We start from the raw sequence: 15020 nt of genomic DNA on the forward strand, positions 1-15020 counted from the left end.
AGATACCGATTCGAGTAGTCATCTGCGAAATCCACAACGAGTCATGAAATCTTATCCGTTCATTGAAGTAATCGCAATTGTGACTTAAGGACGAGCATTTTAAAAAGAAAAACCTTTGAGACAATAGCCTCAAAACTTTTCCTTTATCCTACTCTTCGTTTGTAACTAATTCTAATGGTGAAGCAATGTATTCTTCAATCGTTTCGCCAGAGAAGTAATCGAAGGCAGCTTGCATAGCAAGTTTACCCATTTCTTCTGGTTGTTGAGCAACTGTTGCACTTAATTTGCCATCTTCAACAGCTTTGATGCCATCTTCTGTCCCATCAAAACCGACAACTTGGATCTCACCTGTTTTTCCAGCAGATTGAATCGCTTCAATTGCTCCTAAAGCCATTTCATCGTTTTGGGCAAAAACAGCTTGGATGTCTGGATTAGATTGCAACATATTTTCCATAACGGTTAATCCTTCTGCGCGGTCAAAGTTAGCTGTTTGACTATCTAATACCGTCAATGACTCTTCTGCTATATTCGTGAACCCTTCGCCACGTTCTCGCGTAGCTGATGCTCCTGGTACACCTTCTAATTGAACCGTGTTTGCATCAGTTCCTGAAATTTTTTCGATGTATTCAGCAGCCATTTCTCCACCTTCAACATTATCTGAAGCCACTAATGTAACCACTTCTCCGCCATCACTTGAACGGTCGATCGTAATAACGGGGATACCTGCAGCATTTGCTGATTCAACGGCTGGTGTAATCGCAGCTGAATCCACTGGGTTGATCAATAAAATATCTACGCCTTGTTGGATCAAATCATCCACGTCATTTGTTTGTTTTGCTGTATCATCTTGAGCGTCAACACTTTTCACTTTAGTGCCTTGTTCATCTGCCAAATCAGTAATTCCTTGTTCTAGTGAAACAAAAAACGGATTATTCAGTGTAGAAATCGAGACACCTACGACCAATTCTGAGGTTTCTTTTTCTTCAACTGGGCCACTTTCAGTAGTATTTTCGCCTTCTAAAGTTGCTGCCCCACATCCTGCTAAAAATAACACTGCTGCTGTTGCTAATCCAACCATTTTTTTCATAATCGTAATTCCTCCTATTTTTTGTTTTTTCTGTCTAGTAAAACGGCAATAATGATTACAATACCCTTAACGACTTGTTGGTAGAAACTTGATATACCTAATAAATTCATTCCATTATTCAATGTACCAATAATCAAAGCCCCAATCAGGGTTCCAACTAATCTTCCGCGTCCACCAGATAAACTTGTTCCACCTAATACTACAGAAGCAATGGCATCCATTTCATAAGATGTACCAGCTGTTGGTTGTGCAGAGTCCAATCGAGAGGTAATAATGATCCCTGCTAGAGAAGCCATCAAACCAGATAAAGCATAGATACCTATTTTGATACGATCATTTTTGATACCCGCAATAAATGATGCTTTTTCGTTCCCTCCTATCGCAAAAGTTTTTCTACCAAACGTCATTTTGTGTAACAGGATATACAGTAAGATAAAACTCACAATCATCAAGACAACTGGGAATGGGATACCAAATAAATAGCCACGTCCAACAAATTTGAAAATAAAGCTGTCACCAATTCCAGTAATTGGATTTCCGTTTGTATAAACCAATGTCAACCCACGGTAAATCGTCATTGTTGCAAGTGTTGCGATAAATGGAGCCATGTTTCCTTTGGTGATCAACAAACCGTTGACTGCTCCAAAAACCGTTCCAACGACTAAACTTAAAATCATTGCCAGCAATGGATCCATGCCTGCAGCGATCGTTCCAGCCATTAATGCACTGCTTAATGCTAATGTTGAACCAACAGATAGATCGATTCCGCCTGTGATAATGACAAATGTCATCCCAAAAGCAATCAATGCATTCGTTGATACTTGTCTTAATAAGTTTAGTAAATTGGTTGGAGCGATGAAACTTGGATTTACGATACTAACTAAGATGACTAATACGATAAGTGCCAATAATGGTCCTAATTTACCGAGGTAATCTTTCGGGCTTCCTTTTTTCTTTTCAGTTTTGATTGCATTCGTTTCTAACATATTAGTACCCTCCCGTTGCGAGTTTCATTATTTTTTCTTCGGTTGCTTCTGTTTTGCTTAATTCTCCTGCGATATGTCCTTCATGAACCACAATGATTCGGTCACTTACCCCAAGAATTTCAGGTAAATCACTTGAAACCATGATGATGGCTACGCCTCTATCAGCTAATTCATTCATCAATTGATAAATCTCACGTTTCGCTCCGACGTCCACACCTCGAGTTGGTTCATCCAAGATCAAGACTTTTGATCCGATACCGATCCATTTTGCTAATACCACTTTTTGTTGATTTCCGCCTGACAAACTAGAGACACTGTCAAATTGATCTTCTGCTTTAACGTGCAAACGTTCCATTAACAGTTGTGCAAAATCTGCTTCTGCTTTTGTATCGATCAAACCTTTTTTACTAAATCCGTCGATCGAAGGTAAGCTGATGTTATCGCGAATTGAATAATCTAAGATCAACCCTTCTTCTTTTCGGTTTTCTGTTAAGAAACCGATGCCTTGTTGAATAGCCATACTTGGATTCTTAATAGTTATTTTTTCACCTTCAAGATAAATTTCACCTTGTTCTAGTTCATCGATTCCAAACAGGCTACGCATGATTTCTGTTCTTCCAGCACCCATTAAACCTGAAAAACCAACGATTTCGCCTGATTTCACAGTAAAGGAAATATTTTCAAATCGATTTTCTTGCGACAAACCTTTTGTTTCAAATACAACTTCTCCAATTTTAGAATGCTTGGTTGGGTAATAATCTTCCAAATCACGACCAACCATTTTGCGTACCACTTCATCATTGGTAGTTTTTTTAGTCATGGACGTGTCGATCGATACTCCATCGCGCATTACGGTGATACGGTCACTGATTTTAAAAATCTCTTCCATTCGGTGAGAGATATAAATAATGGCTACTTTCTTCTTTTTCAATGTCGCTATAATACCGAACAACACATCAATCTCTCTTTCAGTTAACGCAGCTGTCGGTTCATCCATAATGATGACTTGCGCATTGGTCATCAATGATTTGGCAATTTCGATCATTTGCTGTTGACCAACTGAGAGTGTTTTGACATCTGTATCTAAATCAATATGGACCCCCAACTCTTCGAACGTCGCATCAGCAAGCGCTCTCATTTCTTTGGTATTGATCCATCCCATTTTATTTTTAAGCTCTTTCCCAATAAATAAATTCTCCAATACCGTCATTTCTGGCCAAGTATTCATTTCTTGGTGAATAAAACTTACTCCGTGTTCTTCTGCTTCTTTAGGATTCTCAAAACGTTTATTTTCTCCATTGATTCTAATTTCACCAGCATCTGCTTTATGCAGTCCAGTCAAAATATTCATTAGTGTAGATTTACCGGCCCCATTTTCTCCCATCAGTGCATGAACTTCGCCAGCTTGAATATCGAAGTCCACTCCTCTTAGAACTGAATTGTTGCCAAAACTTTTTTTTATGCCTGTCATTTTCACTTCCATCTGACACACCTCCTAAAATAAAACACCCGATTGCAAGATTATATTGGAATAAGGTGTTGCCTCACCTGTGCGAATAACTGCTTTTACATCTTTTAATTGTTCTTTAAACTCTTCATGGCTAACGTAAGAAATACGTTCATTTTCCGTTAACTCTGCTTTTACTGCTGCAAGTTGGCCGGCATTTTGTTCTTTGATCTCTTCCGCTAATACGACCGCTTCTACTTTCATATCACTTAAGACAACTTGTAAGACAGAGATAAAAGCAGGTTCAGACAACGTCAATGCTAAATCAATTTTTTTCACACCATCCGGTACAGGTAAACCCGCATCTCCAATCGCGATTTTATCCGTGTGACCTAAGTCTGTTAATACTTTTGCAATCTCACTATTCAATATGCCATGTTTTTTCATAATGTTCACTCTCTTTCATTTCTATTAATGAAGGCATTCCACCTTGAGCACCAAATTTTTTGATGGATAATGATGCAGCTAAATTTCCGAATCGAATACTGGATTCCAAATCCAACCCTGCTGTAAGCGCCACTGCAAATGCGCCGTTAAATGTATCTCCGGCACCTGTTGTGTCGACTGGTGTAACGGTATAAGAAGAAATCTGTTTTTCACTCGTACCATCATGATAATAGACACCCTTAGATCCCATCGTTATGATCAACTGATTCGGATATTTTGCTAGTCCTTCAGAAATCGTTAGTTCTGGGAAAAGCAATTTAAATTCACTTTCATTAGGTGTTAGATACGTTGCTTTTTCTAATACACTTTGGTTAACTTTTCTAGCAGGAGCTGGATTATAGATTACCTTTACGCTAAATTCGTAGCACATTTCAATAATTTGGTCTACCACTTCTTGCGGCAATTCATTTTGAACGACAACGATCGTGCTTGTTTTAATCAGTTCGCTTAACCCTTCAATTCTTTTGGTACCGATGGCATTATTCGCTCCAGGAATGTACACGATGCTGTTATCTCCCTCAACGATCGTGATATGAGCTGATCCAGATGGAACATGTGTAACGGGTTCCACATAGTCTACATGAATATTATTTGTTGAAAGATTTGCCAATAGTTCGGTTGCAAAAATATCTGTTCCAACGGTTCCCGCCATATAAACGTCTCCACCTAAACGAGCACTTGCAACTGCTTGGTTAGCTCCTTTACCGCCAAAGGTCGTATTAAATTCCTTTCCGGTGATGGTTTCCCCAACTTCTGGTCTTTTATCAGCTGTCACTACAAAATCTGTAGAGATGCTTCCGATTACGGTAATTTTACTCATCTTCATCCTTCTTTCTTACTGATTCTCTAATTTTTAATGTTACAGGTAATTGGATACGACTCACTTCAACAAATCCTTTTTCAAGAATATCACATAAAAGCTTTGCACCTCTATACCCAATTTCATAAGCCGGTTGAGCAATAGTAGCCAATCCCGGATACATCATTCTGCTAAAAGGCATATCATCATACCCAATGATTTGAACATCTTCGGGAATACGATGACCTCTTTTTAAAGCTTCTTTCATCACAGCCATAGCATAGACATCATTAGAAGCAATGACGCTATCAACGTTTGGGTATGTGTCAAAAAATTGTTCAGCAGTCTGTTCGGCTAATTCCAATTTGAAACTAGACGTTTGAAATATCTGATAGTCTAATTGATGGTCTGTTAAAACTTTTTGATTTCCAGCTAAACGAACAGCTGAACTCGGTACTTCTTTTGGTCCTACCATAATGACGATTTCTTTGGGATCCCTGGAAACAATTGCTTCTGCAGCCATCATTCCGCCTGTATAATCATCTGAATGAACTGAGAAATTTTGATCACTTTCTACTCTGTCTAATAACACAAAAGGCATATTTTGGAGATCTTTTATATCACCTTGAACGGCTGAAATGACTCCCGCTATATTGTTTTGTGCGAAGATCTTTAAGTAATCTTTTTCTTTTTCAAGGTCATCTTCGACATTGCCTAACAATAAGCTATAACCTCGTTGATTAACGCCATCTTCTACCCCTTTAGCAATCAAAGGAAAAAATGGGTTAGCAATATCCGGTAACAATAAGCCTATTAATTTTGATTTCTTTTGGTACAACGACCGTGCCACTTCATTAGGATAAAAGTTCAGCTCTTTTACAGCTGATTCTACTTTTTTTCGAGCTTCTTCACTGACATAGCCACTATTATTCAATGCTCTTGAAACAGTCGCTACCGATACGCCGGCCAATTTGGCTACTTCTTTTATCGTTGTCATGTTTTCACTCACCCTTCTGAACTAATGTGGAACCGATTACATACAAATAATAGCACCTCAATAAAAATTATGCAAGCGTTTTACATAAAAGAATTTTGTTTTTTAATCTATTCCCATTATTATACCTAATTTACCCATTATTGGAAGGTCCTATTTTCTAAACCGATTAAATAAGTCATTGGTTCAGTTTTTAGCATGGACGGCAGCAAAAAGACATTCAATTACTTTTTTGAATGTCTTTTCATATCATTAACTTCACCTGTTTACATATCTTAAAATAACAATTCCATTATCTATCATATACTCTTCTAATTTAAGTTCAATTGGAGGGTGGCCGCCATAAAATAAAGGCCTGCCTTTTCCTAAAATCACTGGTATCAACCCAATAATGTATTCATCAATACAATCCGCTTTTAAAAATGCATCGATCAGTTGACCACCGCCAAATAACATAATATCTTTTCCTGGCTTTTGCTGTTCTTCTTTTATTACTTCAACGATTTCACTGCTGCAAAACTTGAGGTTGTCGTAGTCAGAAATGCTCGAATGGGTTGCTACGTAAACCGTTATATCTGCAAATTCCAAATGCATATCTTGCTCGTAGCATCTTTTTCCCATTACTACAATGTCGATATCCTCTAAAAGCATTTCATAATTATAAGGATTATCTGTGTTTAATGAACTGTCCTCATATCCTTTTATCCAATCGAAGCTGCCATCTTCATTAGCGATAAAACCATCTAGGCTCATTGCTAAATTCATAATGATTTTTCTCATTAGTTCCAACTCCTTTTTAACCACTATCTAATCTCATGTTTTAAATTAGGATGATTATTCCTCTTCAGTCGCTCTTTTTAATTCAGCGATATCAAACTTTTTCATTTTAAGAAAAGCCTGTGTTACACGATTCAGTTGCTCCGTATCTTTTGTGCTCATCAACTCATTCATATTAGCTGGGACAATTTGCCACGATACACCAAATTTATCCTTTAACCATCCACATTGCTCCGCTTCAGGTACATAAGATAGTTTGTCCCAGTAGTAATCAATTTCTTTTTGCGTCTCGCAGTTTACAATAAACGAAACGGATTCGTTAAATTTATAATCATGTGTTATTCCGCTATCCATTGCGACGAAATTCTGTCCTTCAAGATTAAATAAGCCATATTGGACTTTTCCGCCTTGCCCTTGCGGATCATCCTCAGCATAGTAGTCAAATCCATCAATCGCAGCATTAGGAAATACAGTGGTATAAAATTCCATGGCTGCTTTAGCTTTTCCATATTGTTCGTCTGTAAACAATATGGAAGGAGTGATTTTTTGCGCAATCGGTTGATCGGGCAAATAAATAATTTGCCATGAAAGACCATATTTATCTTCTGTCCAGCCATATTTTTCACTAAAAGGATAGGCTTCAAGCGGCATAAGAACATTGCCGCCCTTTGACAATTGTTGCCATAACCGATTGACTTCTGCTAACGTACTGCACATTACTTGAAGGGATATCAACGGTGTAAATTTAAAAAATGGTCCAGCTGATATAGACATAAAGGATTGACCAGCAATTGTCATCGTTACTGTTTCCGCAGTTCCTGAAGGAGTATCGTAAATTCTTGTCTTACTATCAATAGAAGACTGCTCGAATAAAGACGTGTAGAGTTCTGCTGCTTCTCCAGCCTCTTTGTCATACCAAAAATGAGGAACAATTTTTTGCATAAATAAAGCCTCCTTGTATCTATAGTTATGTAGCAACCAAATTTTACTTTTACATTGATCTCGTTTAATTGAGTATACGACACCGAGAAAAATTTGTAAAAATATCTTTCTTGTTCATTTTAAATCGTTTTCAATCTTAAATTGCAATTAAAGGAAAGGAATTAAAAAACGATAATAAATTAATTATAAAGATGAGAATCTAAGTGCTGCACGATATGAAAACGATTACAATGTTAATATGTTAGTTTTTTAACAAATAGCTTAATGGAATGGGGACAGAAGAATGAAAGAAGATTTTGAACGCAATCAATATCTAACGTATTACAGCAAGTGGCGAAACGGTTATTTTCAATTTAATAATACCATACCCTCAAAGAAACCTGCTTATTATTTAGACGAAGTTTGTGAATCACAGTACTCTTACAAAACGACTTGGTATCGAAATACAATCGATCCATTATCCATTACAGATCATAGTCTTTCATCTTCACTCGCCATTGCTTTTGAGCAAACACATATATTATTAAATGCAAAATCATTTTACATAAAAGATATTCGAGATGTTCAAGAAACGCCGTTTAATACTATTGTTTTCCAACTAGATGAGCCGCCTTTAAAAACAAAAGAAGAATCACGTACCATCATGAACCGATACTTCAGTCAAAAGCCCTTAGATTACACCTATATTCAGCATATTGGAAAAAGTTTAGGCTTTCATCACCGCTGTCCTTTTGTTTCTGGTGACGAAATATTTGTGCCTGAAAAAGGAGCCGCCAATGACTCAACCAGTTGGTATGGACTGCACCACATTCTCTCAGCTGTTGAAGATAAAAAAGAAAATTGTATGCAAGTAACCTTTAGAAATCATCATGAATTGCAGCTTATCGTTTCAGCTCATAGTTTTTATGATCAAGTAGAGCGTTCAGCTGTCCTTACGCATCTTCTGCATGCAGTGGTCGATGAACTGCTCAGCAATTACGGTCATACCCTTGCGCCTTACTTTTCGGAAGAACTAAATGTTGTCCAGAGACGCCTGAAGAACCCTACTTTTACTTCCGTCTTTTTTTCATTAGATAAAGTTATGGTCTTTTTATCCAATTACAAAGCACAAGATATTCTCGTTAAAGTTCTGGGAGAAGAAAATCCTTACCTTGATGAAGTTAGAGATCATTTTAGAGGTACCCTAACAAACAATCCATCCTTTCCTAAAGATTAAACAAAAACGCTTAGACCAAAAATTTGGTCTAAGCGTTTTTTTCAGTCTTTTAAAATAAGTAAAAAGTGGGACAGCTTTTCCGCCACTCTTTTCTTCCATTGGTAGACTGTTTTGCGGCTAACACCTTGTTTTTTTGCGATCTCTGTAACCGATAAACGATAGACGACCGCGTCTAATAAATAAGCTTGTTCATTTTTGGTTAATAACGGCAGCATTTCTTTCAATAGATCCATTTCTTGGTAAGATTGTTCAAAAGGTGCATGCGTATCTGGTTGATTTTTTTCTAGATCTTCTGGCCAAGACATTTCATTTGCCCACTTTCGTTGCTGTTTTCTTAACAAATCGAGCATATGCCACTGTACTTTTTTATAAGCAAATCCGGTAAACTGATACAAAAATTCAGCATGTTCCAGATCTTGCGGAAAGGCTTCATAAGCTTCTACTAACTTTAATAAACCTTGCTGCACAAAATCATCGTAATCTGAGTGCATTCGACTTACTCCTAATTTCTTCAAAACTCCATGGACGATTCCGGCATGTTGATCGAAAAAAGCTCTTTCGTTGTCTTCGCTTAATGTTCTAATCATTAGTTTCAAACCCTTCAAATGGTGTTACAAGGCCTTGTACACGTATAGCTTACTTAGTTTGTGTAAAACCAGCAATGAAGCAAACACGACAAAAAAACCTTCAAACTTTCTTTTATCAGAAAGTTTGAAGGCAAAAGAGCTCGGTTTAAAATTTAAAGATAAATCCATTGATCAGAACAAAAGCCGCAACTACGATCAGCAACGTTCCATTGGAAAAGATCGTCGATTCTGACTCTTCTTGACTGTTTTTTTCTTCGGCTTTAGGAGAAGATTCCATTGATTGGATTGATTCATTTGCTGCTGTCTTTTTTTCACTATTATCGTTTGGCTTCTGTTCTTTTTTTAATACATCATCTAGCACATTTGTTTCTAATAAATCATCTCTTTGCTTCTTGGGTGCAAATGGTTTTACCAATGGAAGGTCTGAATCTTTTTTCCCTACTTGTTCTTCTTGATTCTTTACTGGAACTTCTTCCTCAATGGGTCTAGTGTCTTCTTCTATCGGTTGTTCTACCACTGTAAAGTCTCCAAGTGAAAGATCGGCTTGAAGTAACTTCTCTTTACTGTCCTTTGACTTTTCCAACTGCTGGATGTTTTCAGTTAATTGATTAATTTGTTTTTGTTGTTCAAGCTCATCCAATTCATCTACACTTTGTGCTTCAGCTAGTTGTTTTTTCAGTTCATCAATTTGGACTTGTACGTTCGCTCTATCGTGTTCGATTACAAATTGATTGTATAATATGAACGGATTACCTTTGCCATCTGTGGCTTGAATAGAATCAATCACCCACTCACCTATCATTTCATTGGTGAAGCTGGAAGATTCACCTTCATAAGCTTTCGTTTCTTCGTTATACATTAATTGAAGCGTGAGTTGCGCATGATTGCCTTCTTCATCTATAGAAGCTATTGAGCGAAAAACGACAGCCCCATTTGTCACTACTGTATTTTCATTTGTCTTTAAACTAAACTGGAGCTTCTCACCAACTTTAACGTCTTTTGGTTCAAATTTGATTGAGGAAAGATCCAGTAAGGCAGAAGGGTGCGCAAGAACTTCAAAATCACTTTGCTTTAGCTCTTGATCCTCATTCATTAAAGGAATCGTTTCTAAAATGAGTGGTTCACTCTCTTGATTCATCCCGATCGCTTGTATCAACTGCCATTGACCGACAGATGTTGAGCCACTTTCTAATTGACCTGTATAACACTGTGTTTCACTATCATAAGTTAACGTTACTTCTTTTTCAGCTTTTGTTTCATCCGAGTAATAGTTTAATACAATCGTTTCAAAAGCTGGTTCTTCCAAAAGAGTTAAGCCGAAAGTCACTTGTTCTCCAAATTGTGCTTTTTTTGGTTCAACAATCACTTTGTCACTCACAATAAGTGTATTTTCTGTATCCGCTTCTTCTTTTTCATTTTCAATTGCTGGAGTGCTTTCTATTTCTTCAGACGGAGCAGCCCAAACAGTTTGGTTGCCATAATTCACCAGTAGCATTAAGCCTAATACTAAAAGTATGTGCATGAACCTTTTTTTCATTTTTAAGTATCTTCCATTCTTTATGTAGTCTCTTGATCCCTTAGCTAGTTTAACGCATTCAAAAAGTTAATCAATCTTTTTGACGCATTTGACACCAAATAGACATAGAAAAAGAGTGGGACAAAAGCGGTTAGACCCGAATCTTCTAACGCATACCTTATCTCTAAGCGGCTAAAGCCACAAGAGCTAGGGCAACTGGAACGAATAAGCGCGGTATGGTCATCGACCATCGAGCATTGTTCGCGAAGTGGACGTCGGGTTTGCTTTTTGGAGCACGTTTTAGAATAAATATTCGTATACATATATAAAGAAAAACTGAGATTTTCATCTCAGTTTCATTCATTAAATAAATTGTCCATCTGCTTCCAATGCTCGCCCAATCATTAGCAACCAGTCTTCTCTGCCTTTAGGAGCGGTAAATTGCACACCTAATGGTAAACCAGTCTTGGTTAAATGGACTGGCAGACTAATCGAAGGTTGACCCGTTAAATTAGCTTGCATGCCAAACGGCGTAATCGGCAGACTTTTGTCAAACATGTCCCAAACAATTTGCTGTTGTTGGGCTGTTGAGAATTCGTGAATGCGACGCATTCGGTCAATAGTGGCTTCGTCTTGCCATTGAACACCAACTTTTGGAGCAGCTTCTGCAGTAGCTGGAGTCAAGTACAAATCATAGGATTCATTGAAGTTTGCCATCACTTCAGCTGCTTGATCCCAAGTCGTTAAGGTATTAGAATAGCTGGCGGCTGAAATAGATTTCCCTGCATTATACAGTACCCAGGTGACCAATTCCATGTCGTCAATCGTCAATGACCGCTGCAAACTTTTTTCAATCCCTTCCATCATCGCTGTTGTTTCACCTGAATTCATCATGTAATACGATTCCATCAATTGAATTCCGTCAATTTCTGGCGTTTTCTCGATTACTTGATGCCCATTCGCTTCTAGCCACTTAACTGTTTTTAACACGGCTTGTTTAGCTTCTTGGCTTACAGCAGAATGGATCGGAGATTCAAGCGAAAAAGCTATGCGAAAGGTTTTCGGTTGCGCGTTATGAAGTATTTTTAAATACCCGGCTTCAAATAAAGGCGTTTGAAAAGCTGCAGCTGGTTGAATAACTTGTAAAGCGTCTAACATCGCTGCTGTATCACGCATCGATTTTGTTAAAGCAAAACTGATTGAAGCTCCTTGCCAGCTTCTGCCAACTCCCGGCCCAATCGGTGTACGGCCGCGAGTCGGTTTCAAACCAATTAATCCAGTGAAAGACGCTGGGATGCGAATCGAACCCCCGCCATCACTTGCCCCAGCAATCGGGACCATTCCAGCAGCCACACTTGCTGAAGCACCACCGCTCGAACCGCCTGGAGTATGATCAGGATTCCATGGATTGCGGGCTGGTCCGTACAGTTCGGGCTCCGTAATATTTTTAAAAGCAAATTCAGGGACATTCGTTTGACCAATCACCACAAATCCTGCTTTTTGTAATGCCGTTACATAATGACTTGTAGTTTGAGCGACCGTGTTTTTTAATAACTTTGATCCAGATGTATTGGGCTCCCCTACTAACGATTGACCCAATCCTTTTAATAAAATCGGTACGCCGCCATACACTTGATTGGAAAAATTACGTGACTCTGCTTCAGCCAACGCTTTTTCTTTTCTCGTATGTGTCACAGCGTTCAACAACGGATTTTCTTTTTCAATGATTCGAAAAGATTCTTCAATTAATTCTTTAGAAGACAGTTTTTTCTCGCGTAATTGTTGTGCATAATACAAGCCGTCTTTTATTCGATTTATAGTTTCCACTTTGCTCCCTCATTTCTGTTAATGCTCCTTTTCTACTGTAGCATCGCAAAAAGAGAAAAAGAATAGCTGACAGAACAAACGATTAAAAAAGAGCAACATTCTTCTATTCTTTTAATTTCTATCACCTTAAAAAAACAATTTTGCATTCACAAAAAAAAGAGCGTTCCTAAAACTAGAACAGCCCTCTCTTTGTCAGATTCTTCAATTAATTACATTCCTTACTGCTTATGATTAGCTCCTTATTTTATGCATAATTATTCACTTACCCTTAAAAAAATATTCATTACAGCATTGTTTTTTAACAGACAAATAACGCTTTTAATTTTAGAAAGAGCAGCCTTTTTTTATTTGTCATAAATTGTTCATATTTACAAATTCCCAATCATATTTTATGAATTTTTAATCTTATTTGTGTTTATTTATGCTAGAATAACTTGAAATCATTCAGAGATTCATATTTAAAAAAATACGATGAATAATCTGCTCCACATCATTTTTAATCATAATAAATTGTATTTCTTTAGCTAGCCAACTATTTAAATCATCAAACGTATAATTATTTTTGCGCAATACAGTATCTATGGGACAGTCCAAGACGCCATCAGCGTTGACTAGAACATCCGATTCCTCTACATCTAGTTGAATCGTCTCGTCTCTTCCTATAACCACATAAATATATTTTACTTGTTTATGGACTGCTAGTTTGTCTAGCTGATTTTCATTTGTAATATTCTTTCCCTACTTCCCGGTTCTTTTATAAAAAATAACCGTTTTTAATTATTTATACGCTTATATCTTTAGTTAAACGAGTTTGTTTACTGCTTTATTATACCTGTTACAAACTGGATTATTACAAAAGGTTATCATAATAACTATGCTATTATTAGGAGGCTGTCAAATGTCTGACATACATGTTCCAATTGGTTCGACTTTAAAAAAAATCAGAGAAAATAAGGGGTATACCCAAAAAGAGATTTCGGATGATACTATGGCTCGTTCAACTTACACAAAGTTTGAAAATGATGATATCACACCTACTCTTTCCAAGTATCTTGCTATACTGGATCATATGGATATGACACACGACGAATTTATCTATATCTTAAATGATTGTGAATTAGGACAAAAAGAAACCATTCTCTATTTATTTAAACAATTAGAAAAAAAACCAACTCGTGAATTGCTCGATGAGATTATTGAAAAGGGCGAAGAATTAGTACGGAAGCGTTACGACCAATTGACAATGGATATTCTTGACGCTTGTCGTGGGTACATTGTTTTATTAGATGAACACGACTTAACAAAAGCGAAGGATTATGCAAAGCAAGTCTGGAAACGCATGGAGACGTTGGATAATTGGTACTTAGCAGAATTGCATATCATGAATAGCATTTTGTATTTATTTGACAGTGAAACTGCCTCTCGCTTAACAGATCGGGCCTTGTCAAATTTAGCTCAATACCCAAATATTGAAGAAACGATCACTTTAAAAATCAGTTTTTTACTGCATGTGACCAATTTGCTGATGATAGATAAAAAATACGAACAAGCTTTATTCTATATTAAGCAAATGGAGACAGAAAGCTCACAAAACGACTGCTCGGTCATGTTGGCTATTTCGTTGGTCCGAAAAGAAGTTTGTATGACTAAAACCGGTGATACATCTGAACCAGGACTCATTGACAGAGCCATTCATATTTTAGATAGTTTGAATAAACATGATTTAAAAGCATTGCTTGAAAAAGACCCAGAGAACTTCTTTAATCTCTATTCAAGCAACCCTAAAGATAATGTGAAAACTGAGATTTTAATCAGTTGAGACTGATTTGGAATAAAAAATGCATTTAATTTACATTATCAGCGGTAATGGACAAGATAGCGAGTAAATCCACAGAACTTGTCCAGTTTTGTGCTTTTTGGGACAGTAAAAAAGCCGCTTCTCTTCTTGAGAAACGGTTCCAGATTTTTCTATAGCAATAAAAATTTAGGTAATTGAAAAAGGCTGAACTAACTTTGAGTTAGGCAGCCTTTACTTCATTTTTAATAAGAATCACTTTCCCAGCCATTAGCTTTATATGCATTTACCATATTCTTGTTGTGTTCATCGGTTGCATAACTAATTTCTACTGGCCTCAAATGAATATCATACGTATCTTCATTTTTATCAACTGAAATCACTTCAATTTTAGCTGGATCCACAAACATTGAATCTTTAATCAAATCGCCTTTTTGAGGAACATCTTTTGATTCATAAGGCTTTTTCAGCGTAATGATTTTTTCAGGGCTTTTTACATTGATTGTACGATATAGTGTCATTTCCATTGTCTTTCCTCCA

At 37.1% G+C, this 15020-nt stretch carries 15 protein-coding genes; 2 read left to right on the plus strand and 13 right to left on the minus strand.

Features of this window, described 5'->3' with window-relative positions:
• Positions 1-148 precede the first annotated feature (148 nt).
• The 8 genes from BR65_RS04315 to BR65_RS04350 form a co-directional block, all read right to left on the minus strand.
• Complete coding sequence (locus BR65_RS04315; protein WP_034536905.1) at positions 149-1087, minus strand: D-ribose ABC transporter substrate-binding protein; 939 nt, start codon at positions 1085-1087, stop codon at positions 149-151.
• Positions 1088-1101: 14 nt separating this feature from the next.
• Entirely contained in the window at positions 1102-2073 is a 972-nt protein-coding gene (locus BR65_RS04320; RefSeq protein ID WP_034536907.1) for an ABC transporter permease, read from the minus strand.
• A 1-nt stretch (position 2074) separates the two neighbouring features.
• Entirely contained in the window at positions 2075-3556 is a 1482-nt protein-coding gene (locus BR65_RS04325; protein WP_034536909.1) for a sugar ABC transporter ATP-binding protein, read from the minus strand.
• A gap of 12 nt (positions 3557-3568) precedes the next feature.
• The gene (gene rbsD / locus BR65_RS04330; RefSeq protein WP_023178303.1) at positions 3569-3967 is read right to left on the minus strand and encodes a D-ribose pyranase; all 399 of its coding nucleotides are present in this window, start codon (positions 3965-3967) and stop codon (positions 3569-3571) included.
• Positions 3942-4847, minus strand: coding sequence for a ribokinase (gene rbsK, locus BR65_RS04335; protein WP_034536911.1), 906 nt, complete (start codon positions 4845-4847; stop codon positions 3942-3944). Before rbsK ends, rbsD begins: the two co-directional genes overlap by 26 nt.
• Positions 4840-5823, minus strand: a complete 984-nt coding sequence (locus tag BR65_RS04340; RefSeq protein ID WP_034536913.1) for a LacI family DNA-binding transcriptional regulator — start codon at positions 5821-5823, stop codon at positions 4840-4842. The genes rbsK and BR65_RS04340 overlap by 8 nt, the downstream gene beginning before the upstream one ends.
• 255 nt (positions 5824-6078) lie before the next feature.
• A complete protein-coding gene (locus BR65_RS04345; RefSeq protein ID WP_034536915.1) occupies positions 6079-6600 on the minus strand; it encodes a dihydrofolate reductase family protein in 522 nt (173 codons plus the stop codon).
• 54 nt (positions 6601-6654) lie between these two features.
• Positions 6655-7539, minus strand: a complete 885-nt coding sequence (locus tag BR65_RS04350) for a VOC family protein (RefSeq protein ID WP_034536916.1) — start codon at positions 7537-7539, stop codon at positions 6655-6657.
• A gap of 283 nt (positions 7540-7822) precedes the next feature.
• Between BR65_RS04350 and BR65_RS04355 the strand changes: the two genes are divergently transcribed.
• Positions 7823-8755 (plus strand): competence protein ComK, encoded by a 933-nt coding sequence (locus BR65_RS04355; RefSeq protein WP_034536917.1) that lies wholly within the window; start codon positions 7823-7825, stop codon positions 8753-8755.
• 41 nt (positions 8756-8796) lie between these two features.
• On the opposite strand, the gene BR65_RS04360 is transcribed toward BR65_RS04355, so the two are convergent.
• From BR65_RS04360 to BR65_RS04380, 4 genes are all read right to left on the minus strand, one after another.
• Positions 8797-9342, minus strand: a complete 546-nt coding sequence (locus BR65_RS04360) for a sigma-70 family RNA polymerase sigma factor (RefSeq protein ID WP_034536918.1) — start codon at positions 9340-9342, stop codon at positions 8797-8799.
• Between the two features lie 145 nt (positions 9343-9487).
• On the minus strand, positions 9488-10879 hold the full coding sequence (locus tag BR65_RS04365) for a hypothetical protein (protein ID WP_034536919.1): 1392 nt from the start codon (positions 10877-10879) through the stop codon (positions 9488-9490).
• Between the two features lie 342 nt (positions 10880-11221).
• Positions 11222-12667 (minus strand): amidase, encoded by a 1446-nt coding sequence (locus tag BR65_RS04375; protein WP_034538609.1) that lies wholly within the window; start codon positions 12665-12667, stop codon positions 11222-11224.
• 462 nt (positions 12668-13129) lie between these two features.
• Positions 13130-13354 carry a hypothetical protein gene (locus tag BR65_RS04380; RefSeq protein WP_034536921.1) on the minus strand — a complete coding sequence of 75 codons (225 nt, stop codon included), beginning with the start codon at positions 13352-13354 and terminating at the stop codon, positions 13130-13132.
• A gap of 229 nt (positions 13355-13583) precedes the next feature.
• Here BR65_RS04380 and BR65_RS04385 point away from each other — a divergent pair, with 229 nt between their 5' ends.
• Entirely contained in the window at positions 13584-14504 is a 921-nt protein-coding gene (locus tag BR65_RS04385; protein ID WP_023178321.1) for a helix-turn-helix domain-containing protein, read from the plus strand.
• A gap of 221 nt (positions 14505-14725) precedes the next feature.
• Here the strand turns inward: BR65_RS04385 and BR65_RS04390 are convergent, their stop codons facing one another.
• Positions 14726-15007, minus strand: a complete 282-nt coding sequence (locus tag BR65_RS04390) for a hypothetical protein (RefSeq protein WP_023178323.1) — start codon at positions 15005-15007, stop codon at positions 14726-14728.
• Positions 15008-15020 lie beyond the last annotated feature (13 nt).

The organism is Carnobacterium inhibens subsp. inhibens DSM 13024 (genome assembly GCF_000746825.1).
GTDB classification, from domain to species: domain Bacteria; phylum Bacillota; class Bacilli; order Lactobacillales; family Carnobacteriaceae; genus Carnobacterium_B; species Carnobacterium_B inhibens.

Bases quoted from the DNA above. Each gene is read 5' to 3' on its own strand.
- BR65_RS04315 (WP_034536905.1), bottom strand. From the start codon at position 1,087: ATGAAAAAAATGGTTGGATTAGCAACAGCAGCAGTGTTATTTTTAGCA.
- BR65_RS04320 (WP_034536907.1), bottom strand. From the start codon at position 2,073: ATGTTAGAAACGAATGCAATCAAAACTGAAAAGAAAAAAGGAAGCCCG.
- BR65_RS04325 (WP_034536909.1), bottom strand. From the start codon at position 3,556: ATGGAAGTGAAAATGACAGGCATAAAAAAAAGTTTTGGCAACAATTCA.
- rbsD (WP_023178303.1), bottom strand. From the start codon at position 3,967: ATGAAAAAACATGGCATATTGAATAGTGAGATTGCAAAAGTATTAACA.
- rbsK (WP_034536911.1), bottom strand. From the start codon at position 4,847: ATGAGTAAAATTACCGTAATCGGAAGCATCTCTACAGATTTTGTAGTG.
- BR65_RS04340 (WP_034536913.1), bottom strand. From the start codon at position 5,823: ATGACAACGATAAAAGAAGTAGCCAAATTGGCCGGCGTATCGGTAGCG.
- BR65_RS04345 (WP_034536915.1), bottom strand. From the start codon at position 6,600: ATGAGAAAAATCATTATGAATTTAGCAATGAGCCTAGATGGTTTTATC.
- BR65_RS04350 (WP_034536916.1), bottom strand. From the start codon at position 7,539: ATGCAAAAAATTGTTCCTCATTTTTGGTATGACAAAGAGGCTGGAGAA.
- BR65_RS04355 (WP_034536917.1), top strand. From the start codon at position 7,823: ATGAAAGAAGATTTTGAACGCAATCAATATCTAACGTATTACAGCAAG.
- BR65_RS04360 (WP_034536918.1), bottom strand. From the start codon at position 9,342: ATGATTAGAACATTAAGCGAAGACAACGAAAGAGCTTTTTTCGATCAA.
- BR65_RS04365 (WP_034536919.1), bottom strand. From the start codon at position 10,879: ATGAAAAAAAGGTTCATGCACATACTTTTAGTATTAGGCTTAATGCTA.
- BR65_RS04385 (WP_023178321.1), top strand. From the start codon at position 13,584: ATGTCTGACATACATGTTCCAATTGGTTCGACTTTAAAAAAAATCAGA.
- BR65_RS04390 (WP_023178323.1), bottom strand. From the start codon at position 15,007: ATGGAAATGACACTATATCGTACAATCAATGTAAAAAGCCCTGAAAAA.